Consider the following 18600-nt stretch of genomic DNA (forward strand, 5'->3'; position numbering starts at 1 on the left):
GGAAAACCTTATGTCCCGGCTTCCTCACTCTCCCGCTTGTCGGCGTACTTGCGGAACACCTCATAAAGCTGCTGTTCCAGTTCCCGGCGTTTGGCTGCTTCCTGTTCCGGCGTGAACACCGGGGAGAGATTTTCCAGTGTGATTTCCTTTCCCTGAAAAGTCACGATTTCGATTTCCTTTTTGTATCTGATATTACTTATAAGATCACCTTTCCTTTCCATGCTGCCGCTGTTGCCGTTTCAGTTCCGCTAAAATCTCCGGCGGGATACGGTCAACCAGCCGCCGCATATCGTCCAGTTCGCTTTTTAACTTCGCCCGTTCCATCGTGTCATTCATCTTGCCTTTTTCGCTGGCCTTTGCCCTGACTTCCAGCTTTTCATTTTCCGCTAACAAGTCATTGATTGTGACCTTGTATTTTTTCAGTTGCCCGGAGAAGTTCTCCATCTGCGGAAACCACTTTTTCAGCATGGAGAGGGCTTCCTCTTTCTTCTTTCCGGCGTTCAGCGGGGTAATGCCGGAGAGAACCGCTTCAATGGCCCTCGCCTGTTTGGAGAGGTTGACCGCCTGTTTGAACAGCCGGGTGGGGATATGCTTCCGGCCCGTCTTGCTGGCGCTTTCCCCACGCTCCAGGTCGGGGTACTGCTCCACCATACAGGCGTGAAAATCGTCCTGCCACTTCGTCAGATTGGCCCGGTTGCCGATAATTTCTTTGGCGCACAGGCGGTTGTCCTTTGTCAGCGGCACAAAGACCAAGTGCAGATGGGGCGTTTTTTCATCCATGTGTACCATAGCCGAAACGATGTTCTCCCGGCCCACCCGGTCAATGAGGAAGTCCGCCGCCCTCTGGAAGTAGGCCGCTATCTCCTTTGGGGACTTGCCCTTGAAAAACTCCGGGCTGGCGGTAATCAGCGTGTCCACAAACCGAGTGCTGTCCTTGCGGGTGCGGCATCTGGCCTGCTCGATGCGGCTCTGAATGAAATGGTAGTAGCGGCCATCCGGCTTGACGATGTGGAAATTGTACTTGCTCCGGCTGGTGTCAATGTCCGGGTTGCTGGCGTACTGCTCCTTTTTCCGTTCATGGTGGGCTTCCAGCGGCCCCGCCGGGTGGCCCTTGTGCTTCTCAAATCGCAAAATTGCGTGTTGTGCCATTGAACTCCTTTCCCCATTCCATTCCTTTCCGGCGGGTTTTCCCGCCGAAAATATCTCTGATAGGATTGGAATGGAATGAATGTAAATAGATGGTTTTAATCTCTGTATTTCTATATACCGTCAGATTTCCGTACTTCAAGAGGATTGATTTTCGTACTCGCCAAGTACGGTTTTCAGCCCTCCGGCGTACCATAACCGGATTTCTTGAAGTCGGTGTTTGGAACCGCTTCATAGGATTTCGGGTAAATGCGGTTGGGTTTTCCACAGCCCTGTTTCTGGATTTCCACCAGCCCCGCATACTGCAACTCCCGCAGGGTGTTGACCGCTTTCTGCCGCCCGCAGCGGAGCAAAGCGACCACCTCGCAGATGGGGTAGTACAGGTAGACCCGCCCGTACTCGTCCGCCCAGCCGTTCTTCCGGGACAACTCCGCCCGGCGCAGGACAAAGGCATACAGCACCTTCGCTTCGTTGCTCAAGGGCTGGAATGTGGGTGCTTCAAAAAGGAAATTGGGGAGCCGGGTGAAACTGAACGCCTTTTCCGGCTGGTGAATATAAATCGTGTTTGTCATAGCGTGTTTTGTGGACGGTTAGAGGCCCGTTTTCCGGGGCGAATGATAAATGATACCAGCCGCCCCGGTTGAGGGCTTGCGGAGCCTTGCAAATCAAGGCTTTTCCCGCTCTTAACTGTCCACAGCAGACCTCCTTTTCCGTTCACTTTCTGTTTTCTGCCGCCTGTGAACTCTGGCGGCGCAGTCCGGGCAGTATTTGCCCCGGTTGGACTTCGGGACGAACACACCGCCGCACTCCGCACAGCGTTTCAAGTCCCTGTCCCGGTAAATCTCCGCTTCCAGCGTCCTGTCCAGCGGCAAGACCGCCCAGCGGAACCACTTGCAGCAGACGGAGAACGAAATCATCTGCGGACAGGCGCAGGTGTCGCCATCGTCCAGCGCAAGGCAGTTTCCGTCCTCGCAGTTGCAGCACTCCCGGCGTATCAGGCCGCTGGCTCGTCTCTTCTGGGGCGGGGTTATGCGGTAGGGGGAGCCGTCCGGCCTGTGTTCCAGCGGCGGCAGGTGTTGATAGGGTCTTTTGCTCATGCGTCCCTCCGTTTTCTTTGGCGTGTTCTGTTTCCAAGGTGCTTGTCCATCGATGAACTATCCCAAGTCTACACCTTTTTGACCGCCTGTGCCGTATATCCAAGAGGTAGGAAATCAGCCTGAAAAACTCCCTATTTCCACGCTCTCGGATTTGTGATATAATCAAAAAAAGATAAAAGACAAATTCAGGTTTCTGGTCTTCTTGCACAAAATAAAGGAGGAGCTATTATGCAAATTGTTTATATTCCAAGCGAATCAATGTCTGTTCAAGGTAAAAAAGATGAAATCTATAAAAGATATGGGAAAGACTGGAATATTAGAGAACAGGGAGGAGGTAACGGAAATTGGTTGTTGACCAGAAAAAGTGATGTGCTTGTAGATGGAAAAAGTTATCGTACTTTTGTACTTGAACACTACGGTAAATCCAAGCTGACAGCGAAGCTTGTTGATAAATTTCGTGAAGATGTAGCAAATGGTAAAATAAAACTGTAAATGCCTATGCCGTTATGCTATGAGCATAGTACATAGCATAACGGCTTCTCTTTCGTTGAGCTAGCAAGGAGGGTGAATATGTCTTTATCCATACAAGAGCGATTAAAAGACCTACGTGTGGAGCGTGGCTTGACGCTGGGGCAGCTTGCGGAGCAGACCGGGCTTTCCAAGTCTGCGCTGGGCAGTTACGAAACGGAAGACTTCAAGGACATCAGCCACTATGCCCTTATCCGGCTGGCGAAGTTTTACGGTGTGACCGCTGATTATCTGCTGGGGCTGTCTGAAATGAAAAATCACCCAAACGCCGATCTTGCAGACCTGCGTTTGAGTGATGAAATGATTGACCTGCTGAAAAGCGGGAGGATAGACAATACCCTGCTGTGTGAGCTGGCGGCGCACCCGGATTTCCCCCGGCTGATGGCTGACCTTGAAATCTATGTGAACGGAACGGCACTGAAACAGGCGCAGGGTGCAAACGCCATAGTGGACACGATGAGCGCAACTGTTATAAAAAAGCATAATCCTGGCATGAGTGATACGCAGTTAAGACAGCTTATCACCGCCCATATTGATGAGGACGAGTTTTGCCGCTATGTGATACAACGGGACATAAACGGGATTGCCCTTGCTCTGCGGGAAACACACAAGGACGATTTTTTCAGCGTCCCAGAGGATAACCCGCTAAAAGAAATGCTGGAAACTGCTGGTGAAATCGTCAGCCAGGACAGCGACACGGAACAAGCGTACTTGGCGTTTATCTGCAAACGGCTCAAGCTGAATTTTAGGAAGCTGTCAGTAGAAGAACGGAAGTGGCTGAAAAAGATTGCGGAAAAATCCGACTTGCTGAAGAATCCAAAACCGCAGAGAGGACGAAGATAAAAAATGCCTGAACGGCGGTTCTGGTTTTTCAGAACCACCATCCAGGCATTTTGTTTAGTAATAGAAAAAGGTGCAGTTGATTATTGCGTATTGTCAATCTCTCTCAAACCGGGTAGTAAAAATACGGCAAGCGCAACGATGATAATGCCAATTCCGCAAATGACAAACCATTTCTCAACTCCCAGCCGCTCCGCCAGAGGCCCGGAAATGACAAGGCCAAACGGCATGGCGAGGGAAGCGGCGCTTGTCAGTAGAGAAAAAACTCTCCCCAGATATTCTGGTTTGACCGTTTCTTGAAAAATCGCATTTTGCACACCGTAAAATGGAGCGGAAATTCCCATAACAGTACAGCACACAACAAAGACAAGAAATGCGTCTGGCGGCAAAAGCCCGGAGAGCATATTGCTAACGCCCATCAGGAGAACGGAAAGACCGATGGTGTACCGCCGTTTCTTAAAACCGCCCCAAATGCTCAGAATGACTCCGCCAAGCAGCATACCAACCGCAAAAGCAATTTCAGCGGCAGAGGCATGGGCCGGTGTTCCTTTGAAGTATGACATACAGATGAGAGGAAAAAGCGTACTGATTGGCATATAAAAGAACATATAAATTACACCAATCCAGAGCAGAGCAAAGAGGCCCCTGTTTTGCTTTAATACCACATACCCCTCTTTCATATCCTGTAAAAACTGTTGTCTTTTCGTTTCTGGACATAGTTCAGGCGTTGGTATGGACGAAATCGCAACAGTCACACAGGCAAGGATTGCACCCACAATATCTAACAATATAATTGCATTAAGAGGCCAAACAGCATATAAAAACGCTGCGGCAGCTGGACTGATAATCGCACTTACTGCTTGCATGGTCTGCGTGTAACCAGCGCATTTTGTAAGTTCCTCTTTTGGCACAATCATAGGTGTTGCTGCGCTGAATGCTGGAGAATGAAAAGCAGTTCCCGCACTTCGGATTAACAGGACAACCATAATAGACCATACGGGCAATTCCATGTAAAACGCCACCAGCGCCAGAATACCGCCAGCGGCGGCAATTATCAAATCCGCACCAATCATTACGCTTTTACGGCTGTGCCGGTCAACAAAAGCACCTGCAAACGGGCCTAAACAGGCTTGCGGCAAAAATCCAATCAGTGTTGCCGCCGTCAATATGATTGCAGAATTAGTTTTCGCAACCAAATAAAAGATAATGGCCATTTGCAAAATACCGCTGCTAATAAAGGATATTGCTTGTCCGGCAAGAAGTGTAAAATAAGTTTTTCTCCATGAATTGTTGTTTTGGGTCATAATGCGAACCTCCTTTTTTATTGCATTGTTCCTTTGTTTCTGCAATAAAAAGCAGGCGTTGTCCCACAGAGAGGGCAGACGCCTGCATAACAACAAAGCACGAAAAAACACCACGATACAGTTCAAAGACTGCTCGTGTCAAACCTACGTGTTCCTTTGCATACGCACGCAAAAAAAGCCCACCATCATGTGGAAAGGTACTTCTACTTTTTATTGCTTATTAGCGTACACAAATTAACACACGTAAGCCTCCTTCCAATCTCAAACTGTCGCACAGTATAACACACATCCGATAGACTTGTCAACCATTTTTAACCTTGTTTTCCATCTTGTTTTTCCATCTCTTACGGGCAGTAGCAAAGCCAGGCGAGCCAGTCAACGGTCAAGATGAACGGCGCTTTCAGCGCCGCCGTTGACAGTCTCGCCCGTCTTTGCTAATGGGTAATCAAGGCGGGAAAGCCATTTTAGGGCTTTCCCGCCCATTTCAATTTTGGGAGAAGAAAGGCCCCAAAATGAACGAGTGCGGCCAAACACTTTTAGGGATTGGCCACCTTGTCCACCCATCCAGCGGGGCGGCGGGGAACGGTCAAGGCCGGGCGTCAGCCCATTCATTTCAGCCTTGACGGTTTCCTGCCGTCCTGCTACTTTTCCCGGAGTGTGGCCACACATCTGGTCACGGTGTCCAGAGCTTTGGGACTTTTTGTCCCATAGGCCGGGGGCGGAGGACGAGGGACGGGGGCTTTCATAATACGCCCTGTCTGCTGCTGAAATCAGCCCTTTGTTTCCGGCTTACCAGCCCCAAACAAAGCCCTGCTTTCCTGCCGCGTCAAATGCCCTTGCCCTCCCCGGCGGCAACGGTATTTTCAGGGCAACGCCGACAGAGCGTATAACACACTACACTTTGCTCCGCAAAGTCGTGTGCCAAATGGGGCGCTGCCCCCTTTGGAAACCCCCGCAACAAACAGGTGCTATGCACCCAGCCGGGAGCATAGCGCCGTTTGTTGTCAGCAGCCCGTTTCACGGTCTGCGTGTAGTTCCTTGTAAACTGACCTAAAAAGAAATGAAAAGCAAAAATGTGATTAGTGGGGAAAATAAAAATGGATGATTTGATGGCAAGGACAATTGTTGAAAATCTGAGTGTTGGTATTGACCCATTGAGCGGAAAAACATTGGGGGCTGACGACTGCTGTTCGAATCAATTGATACAGGAAGCACTCTGCGTGGTGCTGGAGCATTGCTCTTTGGAATCCTATGGAGCGCAGATGGCAAGGCGGTTTCAAAAAAACAGACGCCAAAAGGCTCCAAAGAGAAAAATAAACAAAGCAATTAATGAAAAAAAGCGCGAAGAGTATAGCCGGTTACGTCAACTTTGCCGGGAAAGAAAGTCTGTTCTGGAAATGGCACAAGCAATGAACTGTTCGGTTGATGAAGTATGCGAAAAGCTGAAGCAGCTGGCGATATAAAAAGAACCTTCTTACCTGAAAAAAGCAGGTAAGAGCACAAGAGGTGATGATATGCAGTCAACTGAAGTAAAGTACGAATTCGCGTTTCGATGGAGCGCGATATTCCGGAGGAATAGTGCAGATTTTGCAACAGCGGCAAATCACTATTTGAATGAGTTCGTTCAGGTTTATGGTAATGAACGAACAGAGGACACGGATCATAACATACAGGCGCTTTTATTGGTTCAAGATTATGATTGCCTGCAAGAAATACTTTGGGATCAGTATAATACATCGCTTTTGTTTGACGCGGTTTGGGCTTTCTGTGAAGAGAATGTGCAGCAAGTTTTGAATTCAGAGACGGAGAACCAGAGAAAAAGTGGATGGGTTTCCATGGTTCTGGCCCGAATCGCAGCGCTGCTCTCAGAAAACTTGCTGCCATTTCAAGGGATACCTCGTGCAATGCGGTTGGTTTCCAATAGAAATCCTCTTTTGGCTGCACAATATCCGTGGGAGGAAATACTGCAGATCTTACGGATTGATCAATTGGGTAATGCAAGTGTTTCTGGGCACATTCACGGCACCGAAGGTTTGAAAATGCGAAAAAAACTTCTGCCGGTTTCCGAGAAAACAGCACAAGTGGTATTGAATCAGGTTGCATCTTTTTTTCAAGGGGAAACTGGTACCCATGATGCTTTCGATGCGGGAACGTGGGAACTTGAATTGGTTAACACAGAAGGGGACACATACCGTTTTACCGGGGATCTGTACGGCCAAGCCAATGACGCGCTCTCTATGCTTTCTGATCAGGTACGCTCAGAGCTGCAAACAAATGCGCTGTTTGCGTTTGATGGTCGATGGTTTCCGGATAATCCGTTACAACGCATTTCACTGGTATATGCACAGTGCTGGAAAGATGAAAACATGGAGCCGGAAAGCGAGAGAGATGCGACTGAAACGTTGGTGATCGACCGGCTTTCCGGGAATATTGAATGGATGAATCGGCGCTACAGTTATGGAGAATTCAGACATTGTTATCATTTTCCGGATCAGGTGAATGATCTTCTGGACCATTTCAGCGCACCGGAACTGTTTTGCCAACCAGCTCTGCCTGCAGAAGAGATCACGGAAGAAATTTCGTGGAATTCGCATTATCGTTTGTGTGTGCAGTATAAAGATGGCAGTTGTCGGGTATTGCAGGGGAATTATGACAAAGCTGAGCTTCCGGAATATTTTGCCGCTGTGATACGTATCATCTGTTTGCATATGCGTAATTTGGAGCAAGGAGGAATCTTTGACGATTCAGAGTACGGGACAGCAAAACGCCGAAAAGGACAGATGATCTATTGCAGTGTGTCGTTTGAAAATGGCTATAAAACCTATTACTATCGTACAGAGGACACATCGTTGCAGGTAGGAGATTGTGTTGTGGTTCCAACCGGCCCGGAAGACCGGGAGACTGTTGCAAAAATAGAAAAAATTGAATGTTTTTCGCCGGAAAGCGTTCCGTATCCCATTGAAAAAACAAAATGTATCCTAAGACGATGCCCAGATATGGATTGAAAATAAGCGGCCGGTTGATCCAGCCGCTTATTTTTAAGAAAGATTTTTTTCAGCAATTCCCGGTGTACACATACCGCAGCCGCTCACGGGCTATCTCGGCCAGGTGGTAAACCACCGGTACCGGCGTGGGCGGGCGGTCCTGCATCCGGTGCCGTGGGAAAAAGCGGGAGATATGCAGGGGAATCTCAGGGTTGACGGAGGCCAGCCAGGTGGACAGGGCTCGCATCTCCTCTTCGCTGTCGTTCTCGCCGGGAACGATCAGAGTGGTGATTTCCACATGGCAGTATTCCGCTGCCACCAGGATGGAACGCTTGACGGTTTCCAGATCACCGCCCAGCTGCCGGTACCAGTTTTCGGTGAAGCCCTTTAAATCAATGTTTGCCGCGTCGATCAGCGGCAGCAGCGCCCGCCAGGGGGCTTCCCCAATGGTGCCGTTGGTCACCAGCACGTTGAGCATGCCCGCCCGGTGCGCCAGCCCGGCGCAGTCACGCACATATTCATACCCAACCAGAGGCTCGTTGTAGGTGTAGGCCAGGCCGATGTTGCCCTCGCTTTGCAGCCGCAAAGCCTCCTGCACCAGCTGTTCGGGGGTGCAATCTTGGGTATGGACATTCGCCCCAACAGCAGCGATCGCTGCGTTCTGGCAGAATGGGCAGTGCAGATTGCAGCCAAAGCTGCCGGTCGAAAGGATCAGGCTGCCGGGATGAAAGCGGCGCAGCGGTTTTTTCTCGATGGGGTCCAGAGCCAGCGCGGTGAGCTTGCCGTAGTTCAGCGGGACGATGGAACCGTCCCGGTTGGCACGGGCCCGGCAAAGGCCGGTTTGTCCTTCGCGGAGAATACAGCGATGAAAACAAAGGGGGCATTCTGCGTTCATGCGTGCCGCACCACCTTGAAACGTTGGATGGTATAGGGCTCGTCCTCCCCGATCCTGCCTTTCTGACGGGCAATCTCCAGCTGCTGCTCCACCGTGTCCACCCCGTCCAGATCCGGCAGCAGCAGCCCGCGCTTGCGCCCGCAGCTGACAATAACGCCGTATTGCTTCGGGTCCAGCCGGGCAGAAGAGTCCACCGGCTCGGGCTTGCCCAGCACATCCACGCTGTACTCCAGCTCGTCAAGTTCTCCGGCACGCACCGGCGGAAACCGCGGGTCTCGGGTTCCGGCGGAGATTGCATTCTGCACGATCTCCATGGCGATATTTTCCCGGGTGGGGGAAATGGTCCCGATGCAGCCCCGCAGCCGGCCGTCCTTGTGCAGGGAGACAAAGGCTCCGGCTGTCTGATTTGTCAGTTCGTCAGGCAGGTCCTCCGGCAGGGCTTGCAGGGAATGCCCCTGGAGAACGAAGGTTTCCAGTGACAGGCGGGCCAGCCGCACCCAGGGGTCCTCTTTGGCACGGCGTGCGGCCAGGCGTTCTTTGCGGTTCTGTTCGCAGGCTGCGGCATACCGGCGGGCATCGTCATGGCCAGTGACAGGAAACAGGGCTACACCATATCCCACACCGAAGGTGCCCTCATGACTGAGCAGCCGGGGCTGGATTGCCAGACCATCCAGCGCGCCCGCCATAATCTGAAACGAACGCAGGCCACATTCCGCCGCCCGTTCACAGAGAGAGGGGTCCATGGTGAGAAACTCCAGAAAATTGCCGGAAGCCATGGTTTTGGTTACGGCTTCGTCGAAAACCGGTCCCTCCGGAGCAAAGCCGTAGGGACCGTCGGCCTTGAGCTTGTGGGAAAGGTCGCCGCTTGCCACAAAAACGGCACGGCGGCCCAGCGCTTCCACGGCTTCGGCCACGCACTGGCCCAGCCGGTAGTGGTCCAGCGCGGAAAAGCCGGACAGACCCATCCGCAGAATAGGGCAGTTCACGCCTGCTTTGCGCAGGAAATACAGCGGAATCAGCACACCGTGATCGAGGTCTGGGTCCCGTTGGCCCAGCGTTCCCGCCTGCAGGCCGGCGCGTTCAGCCCGGCGGATGATCTCCTCACGCAGAGGTTCGTCATACCGCGCTTCAATGCGCACCTGAGGTGCCCCAAAGGCTGCCATGGAACCGGCTGCGCCGCTGCCCGGTGCAATATGAAAGTAATCCCCGTACAGTATGGTGTGAGGGGATGCCACAATCAGCACCTCGGGAGCCCAGCGAGCCACTTCTGCGGCGGCTGCGCGCATGGCATCTCCCGTGGCGGAAATCTCCCGCTCCCGGCCGTTTCCCACTTCAGGCAGCAGCACAGGTGGATGTGGGGTCAGAATTGCACCAAGCATTGACATATCGGTCACTCCTTTCGAATCATCTTTATCCGGTCAGGATTTTCACGTGTATCCGGGGCGCTTTTTAAATCGATGGGATGCGTGGCGTTGGGGGAGGGCGCAGGCTTTTCTGCGCGCAGCAGATGGGTTGCGCCCCACCGGCCCAGTTCCTCCACATGGGGGAAGCCGGCTATTTGCAGAGCTTCCATTTCGTGCGGCACGGTGAGCGGAGTGTCGTAATGATAGAATTCCTCGTCCTGAATGCCTTGCTCTGCCTTCAGCCGCAGCAGTTCACTGCGCAAAAAAGCCTCCTGTTCATCGGATTCGGCAAAGTAATCGGTCAGGATCAGGCAGCCGCCCGGGATCAATGCCCTCAGCACCTTTTGATACAGCGGAATTTTCTCCGCCTGAGTGAAGTGATGCAGAGATTCCACAGAGACCACGGCATCGTAACAGCATTCCCCAAAGGGAACGGTGAAGTAGGAGCCCTGTACAAGTGTGAGGAACTTGTCCGGAAATTTGCTGTGCAATGCGTTCAGCATATCTCCGGCTAGGTCGATGCCGGTTACACAGGCGGTTGGATTTCGGTCAAAATAGTACCCCAGTTCCAGACCGGTACCGCATCCCAGATCCAGTACCCGGGCGTGTGGAGTCTCGGGCAGATGACTGGCGGTTATGGGATAGAAGGTTTCCGCCTGTTCGATGGCGTGCAGTTGATGCTCTTCATAGCCGTCCAGGCGGCTGTTGAAGAAATCGTCCATTCTTTCAAGCATAATGTGCCTCTCTGATTGGGTGAAGGTTAAGTGCTGTGCTGCCGCAAAAAGCGGGCGGCGCTTTTTGCTACCGCTTTTCGGGGGCAATCCAGCAGGTTTTGTGCGAATTGAAGTATCTCCGCCTGACGCTTGGACGCATCAAAATAGTGGTCGAAGCAGTTCAGAACATGGCCACACAGCACGCGTGTACATTCAGGAGACGGTTCGCCGTGGTGCAAATAAACAATATCCGGTACTTCCAGCAGTCGTTTTGTTATGTCCGGTTCCCATTCCGGTCTTGCCTGCACAAGCTTCCACGCATTTCCTGCCACATTGGCGGCGGTAATCATCTGCGGGTCCCGAATCAGAGCAAGATATTCCTCGTAGAGAAGGTCAAAACGGTTTTCCTTATCCACAGCGACCAGATTGGCCAGAGTCAGAATACTGTCCCATTTGATAAAGCTGTTGGTGTTGTGCAGCCAGGCGGCGATCTCATCAAAATAAGGATAGACAGTCTGAGGTTGTTGTTCGCTTAAAATACGAATGGTTTTTGTACAGCTATAACGTACTGTGCTTCGCTCGGTCCGGACGATGAAGAACAAGGTGTTTCGAAAATCCGGGTCGCTCCCTGCCCGGAGCACCGTCTGCGTTAACTCTGGTTTGGCGTTCAGATATGCCAACAGGGATTCTTTGTGCATACAAAGCTCCTTTCCTGCTGCGGAGGGATGTTCATTGCCTTTATTGTAGCGCATTCAGTCAGGAGGGACAAGCAGAGAGCACCGGCCTGCTGTGTGCACCAGAAGCGGGTGTTTGTGTGAGGATAGCATTTTCAATACAGCGGGACGCATAGGTGGAAAAGCGCACCTGTTTGGTGCTGTCAAAGCTGCTTACCGCCTTGATCAGGCCGATGGTGCCGATGCTGATCAGGTCCTCTGCGTCACCGGGCAGGGCGCAGTATTTTTTTACGATGTGAGCTACCAGACGAAGGTTGTGCCGGATGATGGTGTCTCGCGCTTCCGGTTCACCCCGACGCAGGGCTGCGAAAGCCTCCACCTCCTGACGTGGGGTCAGCGGACGGGGGAAACTGCCGCTTTCCAGATGAAGTGCCAGATACAACACCTGGCTGGCCAGAAACTGCAGAAATACTTCAAGCATAAAAAAGCCTCCTTTGTTTTGCAGATGCGCGGAAAATCAGCGGATTTCGCCTGCTACAGCCTATGCAATATGTGCCCGCAAAAACAGGCGGAAAAGCGCCGAAGGTTGTGCATGCGCAGAGAAACAGAACGAGGATGTTCGATTCAGCGCGCGGGTGCTATAATGAAGAAAACCAGCCCGGCGGAACATTTGCGGGCAAAACAGATGAGCGCAGGAGAAAAAGATGTATGAAGATAGCAGAATGGGTGGTCCAAGGCAAACAAAGCGACCCCTTGCTTTGTGAGGATGCCCTGGTCCTTCGGCCACAGTTCGCTGCGGTGATTGATGGAGTTACCTCCAAAGGCGGGCGGCTGTGGCAGGGCAGGAGCAGCGGGCGGTATGCCAGTGAATGTCTGGCACGTGCATTGAACAGTGAAGAAGCCGCCGGCATGAACAGTGTGCAGCTGTTCGCTTATCTGGACCGCTGCCTGCGGGAGTCCTGGATGGGGGAGACGCTGGAGACGCAGGAGCTGCCCAGGGCTTCGGTCATTGTATATAACGAGCGCTTCCGGCAGGTTTGGAGCTATGGAGATTGCCAGTGCCTGATCAACGGTGTGCTTCATTCCCATTCCAAGCCGGTGGACCGTCTGGCGGCAGACCTGAGGGCGTTTGTGCTGGAATATGAACGGCTGCAGGGAAAAACGGAAGAGGCCCTGTTTGCCGAAGACCCGGGGCGTGCTGCAATTGGGCCGCTGCTGCGCATGCAGCTTGCCTTTGAAAACCACCCCGGACCGTGAGGTTATCCGGTGCTGAACGGACAGGGAATCTGCCCGGAGATGATTGTCGTTTATCCGGTGCAGCCGGGAGATGAAGTGATTCTGGCCAGTGACGGCTATCCGATGCTGATGAATACGCTGGAGAAAAGCGAGCAGGCGCTGGCTCGGCTGCTGCAGGAGGACCCCCATTGCTGCCGGACCAACCGGTCCACCAAGGGAAAGGCGGCAGCAGCGGTCAGCTACGATGACCGCTGCTACTGCCGGGTTCTGGCCTGAATGGATGCACAAGAAGCAAAGGGGGCTTTTAGTGGATGGAAAGAGACAAAGCGAAAAAACGGATGTACCTCAAATGGCCCTGGAATCTGGTGGTCTATGTTCTGCTGGTGGTTTTGCTGCGGATTTTTGCTATCCCGGTGATTTTGCTGCTGATGTGGTGGAACAAAAAGCAGCAGCCGGACGGCCCGGCGGAAGGGTATTGCCTGCAGCGTACCCGCGGACGGCTGATCCTGCTGGTGTGGGCGGCGGTTGCTCTGCTGATGGCTGCGGCCGGTGCAGCCTATCTGACCCTTTCCTGGACGGTGGACAAAACCGGCTGGGATTACATGGAGTACATCAAGCTGGCGGCTGCCGGTCTGCTGGCAGTGGGCGGATTGCTGGTGGCCGGGTATCTGGCTTATACCGGTTTGCGGGATGCCTTCTGCCCGGAAAAAAGCCAGCTGGCCCGGTCCATCCGGCAGCAGCTGCCCTACCCGGAGGAAGCGCCGCCGGTGAATGAACTGTTTGCCATGGTGGACGATGACCTGTGCCGGAACGGCCAGTGGTTCGGAAGACTGGCGGTGGGCCACGAATGGATTCTGGGGGATGAGGTGTCGTATATCCCGCACATCCGGGGCGTATTCTGGCGGGACGAAACCAGAACAAGGCGCAGCGGCAACCGGGTCACCACCACCCGCATCCTGCAGCTGTGGATTCTGGATGACCGTCAGCAGTGCAGGCCGACCGATCTGCGCCAGCCGAAGGAACTGCAGGCTGCGCTGGACTGTCTGCGCCAGCGGATACCCGCAGCCGTGTTTGCGAAATACGATTCCCGGGAATGCAACGACTGTATCCATGCGGACGAGCAGCAGTGGTATTTTATGGAACGGGAGTTTGAGCGCCGGAAGGAACAGCTGGGGCAGAACGCACCCGGGTCGAGGAGATAAAAAAACAGACCGCCTGATTCGGACGGTCTGTTTGTTTTTTGGATTTATCCTTCCGCGCTTTCCGGGCGAGGTAGGAAGCGCACCGCCACCAGACGGTGGAACACAGCGGCGAACACCAGACCGAAGGCCACACCCAGGACGGTATCCACAATGCGCAGGACCACCGCGCCCTGGATGCCGTAAATGCCCGCGCCCAGCATCAGGGCGCCAAAGCAGTTCATGGCAGTTTTGTACCGGTAGTTGGTGCAAAAGCCCAGGCAGAGCCCGCCCAGGGGGCCGAGCAGAGAGTGCAGCCCGGCAGGTGTGATAGAGTAGAGAACAAAAAACGCCAGCGAACCGGCCAATGCGCCCACGATGCGTTGGAAAAAGCGGGACGCGGCGTTGCCGGAATAGGGATATTCCGAAAGCAGTGAGGCGCAGGCAAAGCCCATCCACATGAAGCGTTCCACCCCGAACACCTGCCCGGCGGTGAGCACCAGCGCAACACCCAGCGCCATGCGCAGCTGCCACAGGTGCACGATGTTGTCAAGGTCGAAACGGCGGACCACATGATGAAAACGTACCGCCTTGTGCTGGTGCCGGTGTTTGGCGAACAGGATCACGCTGCAGATCAGATATCCCACCAGCGCCAGCAGTGCCCGGCGGGCCAGGGCTTCGCCCGCCACCGGGTTGCCGGTCAGATAAACATAGGCAAAGCTGTAAAGTCCGCCGTTGCCCAGCTCCGGCCGCTGGGTAGTGATGTACAGCAGGGCGAAAAAGGCCACGGCGTGCATGGGAATCAAAAGCGGTGCGGGAATCACTGCCGCCGCGCAGGGAGCCGCCACCAGAATGGTCAGCGCCAGTGCCAGCGTGACCAGCGAGTCGCCGATGCAGTATTCAAAATTCACAAAACGGATGCCCAGCATGATGCAGAACAGCGCCACCGCCATGGGTGTATTGTCCGAACCGAACAGGCCGGACAGTGCACTGATGAACAGAATCGCAAAGGCCACGATCAGCACCGAACGCACCGCCATGGCCGTCCAGTACCAGGCCTTTTCCCGCCGGGTAGAGCAGGCGGCGATCTTTCGCTTCAGAATCGCCGGGTCCAGCTGCAGGGCGTCATAAAATTTCACGTCCACTGTTTGTTTCCCGCCTTTCCTCAATCTGCGCCGCCAGCCGGTCGGCACACTGTACAAATGCTTCGAAATCTTCTCCGGCGCTGCGCCACAGATCATAAAAGGGCTGGAGGATGCTCTCGTAGCCTTTTTTCAGCTCCGCCAGCCCGGTCTCGGTGATGAACAGCCGATAGCTGCGCTCGTCGTCGGGCTGCCGTTCCTTGCGGATACAGTCCTTTTCATACAGCACCTTCAGGCAGCGGCTTACCGCCTCCTTTTTCATGCCGCTGCCCTGGCTGAGCAGGATCGGCGTGTTCTGCTGCGGCTGCAGGTACAGCCGAGCCAGCAGCTCGCATTCGCTGGCGGTCAGCGTGGCACTGCGGACCGGCAGCAGGGTGCGTACGATTTTTTGCAGCTGCTGCTGGTAGCGTGCCATTTCGGTCCATTCGATTTGCATGTGGTCCCTCCACAATATAGTTAACGGTGTTAATTATATGCCGGCGGGCATTTTCTGTCAAGAAAGGGTGCGCAGAAAATAGTTCGCGGCCCTGGCCGAGTGGTTGGCGGCGTGGTATAATGACGCCAGAAACACCAAAGAAAAGGGGCGATGAAGGATGGAAAAAACATTCAATTGGGTAATCGTGGGCGCGGGCGGTATTGCCGGCGAGATGGCATCTGCATTTATGGCCATGGGCCGGCAGCCTTATGGCGTGGCAGGTCGGACACGGGAAAAGGCGCAGGCGCTGGCCGAGCGCTGCGGGGCCGAGAAGCTGTACGAAAGCCCGCAGCAGGCCTTTGAAGACCCGAATGTGGATATCGTCTATCTGGCCACGCCCCACAATACCCATGCGGAACTGATCGAGCAGGCGCTGGCCGCGGGCAAGCATGTGCTGTGCGAAAAAGCCATTACTCTGAACAGCAAGGAGCTGGAGCGGTGCGTGACGCTGGCCGGGCAGAAGGGTCTGGTGCTGGCTGAGGCCATGACCATCTGGCACATGCCCCTGTACCAGGAGCTCTGGCAGCGCCTGGCGGCGGGGGAGTGGGGCAAGGTCCAGCTGATTCAGCTGAACTTCGGCAGCTTCAAGGACTACGACATGACCAACCGGTTCTTCAATCCGGAGCTGGCGGGTGGTGCGCTGCTGGATATTGGGGTGTATGCCCTCAGCTGCGCCCGGAGTTTTCTGGCCGGCGCGCCGGACCAGGTACTCAGCCGGGTGAGGCTTGCTCCCACCGGTGTGGACGAGCAGGCGGTGATTCTGCTGCAAAACCCGGAAAATCAGATGGCCACCGTGACCATGAGCCTGCGCTCCAAGCTGCCCAAGCGGGTGGTGATCGGCTGTGAGCAGGCATACATCGAGATCGACGACTACCCCCGCGCCCAGTCGGCCCGGGTGGTGGATGCGGCCACCGGAGCGGTGATTCAAATCCAGGCAGGCGAAACCGGCCGGGCGCTGGAATACGAAGTGACTGCCATGGAGCAGGCGGTGCGCACCGGCGACGCGTCGGCTATGCAGCTGGGCTGGAGCCGGGATGTGATGAATATCATGACCGCCCTGCGCCGGGAATGGGGCGTGGGCTACCCCGGCGAGGAGTATTGAAATGAACGACAATCAATGGAAGATTCCCAAAACCTGGTATGACCGGCTGGTGGACTGGCTGAGCATAGGCTTTTTGGCAGCATCCGGGTTTTACCTGTGGGCCAACTGGCAGGCGATCCCCCAGGAGATTCCCACCCATTACGGCTTCAGCGGTCAGCCGGATGCCTGGGGCAGCAAAAGCAGCTGCGTGGTCCTGCTGGTGATCGGTGTGGTGATGTGTCTGCTGATGTGGGGAATTGAACAGCTCCCCATGATCTGGAACACCGGCGTGACGGTAACCGAGGAAAACCGGGTACGGGTCTACCGCATTCTGAAAAATCTGCTGGTAACCATCCGGCTTGTGATTGCGGCCATCTTTGCCTGGATGCCGGTCTGCTCAGCTCGCTCTCAGCCGTTGGGCGGCTGGTTCATGCCGCTGGTCATGCTACTGGTGTTTGGGCCCATCGTGGTCTGCATGGTCCAGCTTTACCGAAAGAAATGACCGGGGCAGAAAAGCCTTGCGCCGCCCGCCGCCCCGTGATATGATAGACCCTGCGACCATTCACACCGGCCTGTGAAACCCAACCGCAACAGGCCGCATCCAAAAGGAGTTTGCCTTATTATGAAATTTGATCTGATTGCCCCCTGCTACTTCGGCACCGAAAGCACCGCCGCCTTTGAGGTGCGCCGCCTGGGCGCCGAGGACGTGAAGGTGACCGACGGCCGCATCGCCTTTTCCGGCCCGGCGGATATCATCGCCGCCGCGAACCTGAACCTGCGCTGCGCCGAGCGGGTGCTGGTGCTGCTAAAAACCTACACCGCCACCACCTTCGATGAGCTGTTCGACGGCGTGACCAGCATCCCCTGGGAGGAACTGATTCCGGCGGACGCCCAGTTCCCGGTGAAGGGCTCCAGCCTGTCCAGCACCCTGTCCAGCGTGCCCGCCTGCCAGAGCATTGTGAAAAAGGCGGTGGTAGAGCGGCTGAAAAAGGGCCACAAGACCCTGATGCTGCCCGAGACCGGTGCCCTGTACAAGATTCGCTTCTCCATCCGCAAGAACGTGGTGGAGGTAATGCTGGATACCTCCGGTGACGGCCTGCACAAGCGGGGCTACCGGCGCAACGCCACCGGCGCACCCATCAAGGAGACCCTGGCCGCCGCCATCGCGGACCTGGGCCGGGTACGGCGGGATTCCATCGTGGCCGACCCCTTCTGCGGCAGCGGCACCATGGTGATCGAGGCCGCCCAGAAGGCTATGAACATCGCCCCCGGCCTGCGCCGCCGTTTTGCCGCCGAGCATTACACCTTCTGCCCGCCCGAGATCTGGGCCCGGCAGCGGGAAAAGGCCCTGTCTGAAATCCGTCGGGATGCAGCCTTTGAGGGCTTCGGCTACGACATCGACCCCGCCGCAGTGGCTTTGGCCACCCAGAATGCCAAGCTGGCGGGTGTGGGTGATCGGTGCCATTTTGAGCTGGCGGACGTGAAGGACTTCGCCCCCCGGCCCGAGATGATTGTGCTGACCAACCCGCCCTACGGCGAGCGCCTGGGCGACCTGGCCACCGCCGCCAAGCTGGCGGGCGTGCTGGGCAAGGCACTGGAGGAGCATCCGGTGACCGGCGCCTACATCATTACTGCGGACGCGGACCTGGAAAAGCACTTCGGCAAAAAGGCCAGCCGCCGACGCAAGCTGTACAACGGCATGATCCCCTGCCAGGTGTACATGTATTATTGATTTTGCGGCAAACAAAAACGGAATCTCCTGTTAGCCGGTGTGACATAAGAAAACAACGGTTCTGCCATAGTATTTTGGCGCATAAAATATTCAAAGGGGCGGGCAAGCCACCAAGGCTTGCTCCGCCCCTTTTCGTTCTTTCTGCATCCATAATCCTGGGGCAGAACTGCTT

General features: G+C 54.8%; 23 protein-coding genes. 10 read left to right on the top strand and 13 right to left on the bottom strand.

Going from position 1 to position 18600, the window contains the following annotated elements:
• Positions 1-8: 8 nt before the first annotated feature.
• From PH256_RS00150 to PH256_RS00165, 4 genes are all read right to left on the bottom strand, one after another.
• Positions 9-200 (bottom strand): hypothetical protein, encoded by a 192-nt coding sequence (locus tag PH256_RS00150; RefSeq protein ID WP_321118048.1) that lies wholly within the window; start codon positions 198-200, stop codon positions 9-11.
• Positions 201-204: 4 nt separating this feature from the next.
• The gene (gene mobV / locus PH256_RS00155) at positions 205-1149 is read right to left on the bottom strand and encodes a MobV family relaxase (RefSeq protein ID WP_002575862.1); all 945 of its coding nucleotides are present in this window, start codon (positions 1147-1149) and stop codon (positions 205-207) included.
• 173 nt (positions 1150-1322) lie between these two features.
• The gene (locus PH256_RS00160) at positions 1323-1718 is read right to left on the bottom strand and encodes a replication initiator protein A (protein ID WP_002575861.1); all 396 of its coding nucleotides are present in this window, start codon (positions 1716-1718) and stop codon (positions 1323-1325) included.
• Positions 1719-1829: 111 nt separating this feature from the next.
• Entirely contained in the window at positions 1830-2243 is a 414-nt protein-coding gene (locus PH256_RS00165) for a cysteine-rich VLP domain-containing protein (protein ID WP_002575860.1), read from the bottom strand.
• A 228-nt stretch (positions 2244-2471) separates the two neighbouring features.
• On the opposite strand from PH256_RS00165, the gene PH256_RS00170 reads away from it, so the two are divergent.
• Positions 2472-2735 (top strand): hypothetical protein, encoded by a 264-nt coding sequence (locus PH256_RS00170; protein WP_002575859.1) that lies wholly within the window; start codon positions 2472-2474, stop codon positions 2733-2735.
• Between the two features lie 78 nt (positions 2736-2813).
• Positions 2814-3614 (top strand): helix-turn-helix domain-containing protein, encoded by an 801-nt coding sequence (locus PH256_RS00175; RefSeq protein WP_002575858.1) that lies wholly within the window; start codon positions 2814-2816, stop codon positions 3612-3614.
• An 80-nt stretch (positions 3615-3694) separates the two neighbouring features.
• Here the strand turns inward: PH256_RS00175 and PH256_RS00180 are convergent, their stop codons facing one another.
• Together PH256_RS00180 and PH256_RS00185 are read right to left on the bottom strand one after the other, a co-directional pair.
• Positions 3695-4915, bottom strand: coding sequence for an MFS transporter (locus tag PH256_RS00180; RefSeq protein WP_002584949.1), 1221 nt, complete (start codon positions 4913-4915; stop codon positions 3695-3697).
• A 375-nt stretch (positions 4916-5290) separates the two neighbouring features.
• On the bottom strand, positions 5291-5527 hold the full coding sequence (locus PH256_RS00185) for a hypothetical protein (protein ID WP_014080336.1): 237 nt from the start codon (positions 5525-5527) through the stop codon (positions 5291-5293).
• 485 nt (positions 5528-6012) lie between these two features.
• Here PH256_RS00185 and PH256_RS00190 point away from each other — a divergent pair, with 485 nt between their 5' ends.
• Positions 6013-6378 carry a hypothetical protein gene (locus PH256_RS00190; protein ID WP_143424576.1) on the top strand — a complete coding sequence of 122 codons (366 nt, stop codon included), beginning with the start codon at positions 6013-6015 and terminating at the stop codon, positions 6376-6378.
• A gap of 51 nt (positions 6379-6429) precedes the next feature.
• Positions 6430-7920, top strand: a complete 1491-nt coding sequence (locus tag PH256_RS00195; protein WP_087185360.1) for a hypothetical protein — start codon at positions 6430-6432, stop codon at positions 7918-7920.
• A gap of 49 nt (positions 7921-7969) precedes the next feature.
• Here the strand turns inward: PH256_RS00195 and amrS are convergent, their stop codons facing one another.
• The 5 genes from amrS to PH256_RS00220 are packed head-to-tail and all read right to left on the bottom strand — an operon-like array spanning position 7970 to position 12065.
• Positions 7970-8794: an AmmeMemoRadiSam system radical SAM enzyme gene (amrS, locus tag PH256_RS00200; protein ID WP_270912502.1), complete on the bottom strand. Its 825-nt coding sequence runs from the start codon at positions 8792-8794 to the stop codon at positions 7970-7972.
• The gene (gene amrA, locus PH256_RS00205) at positions 8791-10179 is read right to left on the bottom strand and encodes an AmmeMemoRadiSam system protein A (protein WP_270912503.1); all 1389 of its coding nucleotides are present in this window, start codon (positions 10177-10179) and stop codon (positions 8791-8793) included. The genes amrS and amrA overlap by 4 nt, the downstream gene beginning before the upstream one ends.
• Positions 10180-10184: 5 nt before the next feature.
• On the bottom strand, positions 10185-10931 hold the full coding sequence (locus PH256_RS00210; RefSeq protein WP_270912504.1) for a class I SAM-dependent methyltransferase: 747 nt from the start codon (positions 10929-10931) through the stop codon (positions 10185-10187).
• Between the two features lie 26 nt (positions 10932-10957).
• Positions 10958-11662, bottom strand: coding sequence for a hypothetical protein (locus PH256_RS00215; RefSeq protein ID WP_270912505.1), 705 nt, complete (start codon positions 11660-11662; stop codon positions 10958-10960).
• A 4-nt stretch (positions 11663-11666) separates the two neighbouring features.
• A complete protein-coding gene (locus PH256_RS00220) occupies positions 11667-12065 on the bottom strand; it encodes a sigma-70 family RNA polymerase sigma factor (protein WP_087185365.1) in 399 nt (132 codons plus the stop codon).
• Positions 12066-12292: 227 nt separating this feature from the next.
• Here PH256_RS00220 and PH256_RS00225 point away from each other — a divergent pair, with 227 nt between their 5' ends.
• From PH256_RS00225 to PH256_RS00235, 3 genes are read left to right on the top strand one after another with little or no spacing between them, the layout of a single operon-like run.
• Positions 12293-12841, top strand: coding sequence for a hypothetical protein (locus PH256_RS00225; RefSeq protein WP_270912506.1), 549 nt, complete (start codon positions 12293-12295; stop codon positions 12839-12841).
• A 9-nt stretch (positions 12842-12850) separates the two neighbouring features.
• Complete coding sequence (locus PH256_RS00230; protein WP_270912507.1) at positions 12851-13096, top strand: hypothetical protein; 246 nt, start codon at positions 12851-12853, stop codon at positions 13094-13096.
• A gap of 35 nt (positions 13097-13131) precedes the next feature.
• The gene (locus PH256_RS00235; RefSeq protein WP_270912508.1) at positions 13132-14022 is read left to right on the top strand and encodes a hypothetical protein; all 891 of its coding nucleotides are present in this window, start codon (positions 13132-13134) and stop codon (positions 14020-14022) included.
• A 44-nt stretch (positions 14023-14066) separates the two neighbouring features.
• Here PH256_RS00235 and PH256_RS00240 read toward each other — a convergent pair whose 3' ends face one another.
• Both PH256_RS00240 and PH256_RS00245 read right to left on the bottom strand, forming a co-directional pair.
• Positions 14067-15143: an FUSC family protein gene (locus PH256_RS00240; RefSeq protein WP_270912509.1), complete on the bottom strand. Its 1077-nt coding sequence runs from the start codon at positions 15141-15143 to the stop codon at positions 14067-14069.
• Entirely contained in the window at positions 15124-15576 is a 453-nt protein-coding gene (locus PH256_RS00245; RefSeq protein WP_270912510.1) for a MarR family transcriptional regulator, read from the bottom strand. Before PH256_RS00245 ends, PH256_RS00240 begins: the two co-directional genes overlap by 20 nt.
• A gap of 157 nt (positions 15577-15733) precedes the next feature.
• Here PH256_RS00245 and PH256_RS00250 point away from each other — a divergent pair, with 157 nt between their 5' ends.
• From PH256_RS00250 to PH256_RS00260, 3 genes are all read left to right on the top strand, one after another.
• Positions 15734-16717 carry a Gfo/Idh/MocA family protein gene (locus tag PH256_RS00250; RefSeq protein WP_270912511.1) on the top strand — a complete coding sequence of 328 codons (984 nt, stop codon included), beginning with the start codon at positions 15734-15736 and terminating at the stop codon, positions 16715-16717.
• Position 16718: 1 nt separating this feature from the next.
• Positions 16719-17198: a DUF1648 domain-containing protein gene (locus PH256_RS00255; protein WP_270912512.1), complete on the top strand. Its 480-nt coding sequence runs from the start codon at positions 16719-16721 to the stop codon at positions 17196-17198.
• A gap of 120 nt (positions 17199-17318) precedes the next feature.
• Entirely contained in the window at positions 17319-18428 is a 1110-nt protein-coding gene (locus PH256_RS00260) for a THUMP domain-containing class I SAM-dependent RNA methyltransferase (protein ID WP_270912513.1), read from the top strand.
• Positions 18429-18600: the final 172 nt, after the last annotated feature.

Origin of the sequence: Allofournierella sp. CML151, from assembly GCF_027853465.1 — a bacterium.
GTDB lineage: Bacteria > Bacillota > Clostridia > Oscillospirales > Ruminococcaceae > Allofournierella.

Coding starts and splice junctions, on each gene's coding strand:
- PH256_RS00210 (WP_270912504.1), bottom strand. CDS start 10,931: ATGCTTGAAAGAATGGACGATTTCTTCAACAGCCGCCTGGACGGCTAT.
- mobV (WP_002575862.1), bottom strand. CDS start 1,149: ATGGCACAACACGCAATTTTGCGATTTGAGAAGCACAAGGGCCACCCG.
- PH256_RS00175 (WP_002575858.1), top strand. CDS start 2,814: ATGTCTTTATCCATACAAGAGCGATTAAAAGACCTACGTGTGGAGCGT.
- PH256_RS00190 (WP_143424576.1), top strand. CDS start 6,013: ATGGATGATTTGATGGCAAGGACAATTGTTGAAAATCTGAGTGTTGGT.
- PH256_RS00260 (WP_270912513.1), top strand. CDS start 17,319: ATGAAATTTGATCTGATTGCCCCCTGCTACTTCGGCACCGAAAGCACC.
- PH256_RS00245 (WP_270912510.1), bottom strand. CDS start 15,576: ATGCAAATCGAATGGACCGAAATGGCACGCTACCAGCAGCAGCTGCAA.
- PH256_RS00255 (WP_270912512.1), top strand. CDS start 16,719: ATGAACGACAATCAATGGAAGATTCCCAAAACCTGGTATGACCGGCTG.
- amrS (WP_270912502.1), bottom strand. CDS start 8,794: ATGAACGCAGAATGCCCCCTTTGTTTTCATCGCTGTATTCTCCGCGAA.
- PH256_RS00250 (WP_270912511.1), top strand. CDS start 15,734: ATGGAAAAAACATTCAATTGGGTAATCGTGGGCGCGGGCGGTATTGCC.
- PH256_RS00185 (WP_014080336.1), bottom strand. CDS start 5,527: ATGAATGGGCTGACGCCCGGCCTTGACCGTTCCCCGCCGCCCCGCTGG.
- PH256_RS00215 (WP_270912505.1), bottom strand. CDS start 11,662: ATGCGCTACAATAAAGGCAATGAACATCCCTCCGCAGCAGGAAAGGAG.
- PH256_RS00220 (WP_087185365.1), bottom strand. CDS start 12,065: ATGCTTGAAGTATTTCTGCAGTTTCTGGCCAGCCAGGTGTTGTATCTG.
- PH256_RS00235 (WP_270912508.1), top strand. CDS start 13,132: ATGGAAAGAGACAAAGCGAAAAAACGGATGTACCTCAAATGGCCCTGG.
- PH256_RS00225 (WP_270912506.1), top strand. CDS start 12,293: ATGAAGATAGCAGAATGGGTGGTCCAAGGCAAACAAAGCGACCCCTTG.
- PH256_RS00180 (WP_002584949.1), bottom strand. CDS start 4,915: ATGACCCAAAACAACAATTCATGGAGAAAAACTTATTTTACACTTCTT.
- PH256_RS00165 (WP_002575860.1), bottom strand. CDS start 2,243: ATGAGCAAAAGACCCTATCAACACCTGCCGCCGCTGGAACACAGGCCG.
- PH256_RS00170 (WP_002575859.1), top strand. CDS start 2,472: ATGCAAATTGTTTATATTCCAAGCGAATCAATGTCTGTTCAAGGTAAA.
- PH256_RS00160 (WP_002575861.1), bottom strand. CDS start 1,718: ATGACAAACACGATTTATATTCACCAGCCGGAAAAGGCGTTCAGTTTC.
- amrA (WP_270912503.1), bottom strand. CDS start 10,179: ATGTCAATGCTTGGTGCAATTCTGACCCCACATCCACCTGTGCTGCTG.
- PH256_RS00195 (WP_087185360.1), top strand. CDS start 6,430: ATGCAGTCAACTGAAGTAAAGTACGAATTCGCGTTTCGATGGAGCGCG.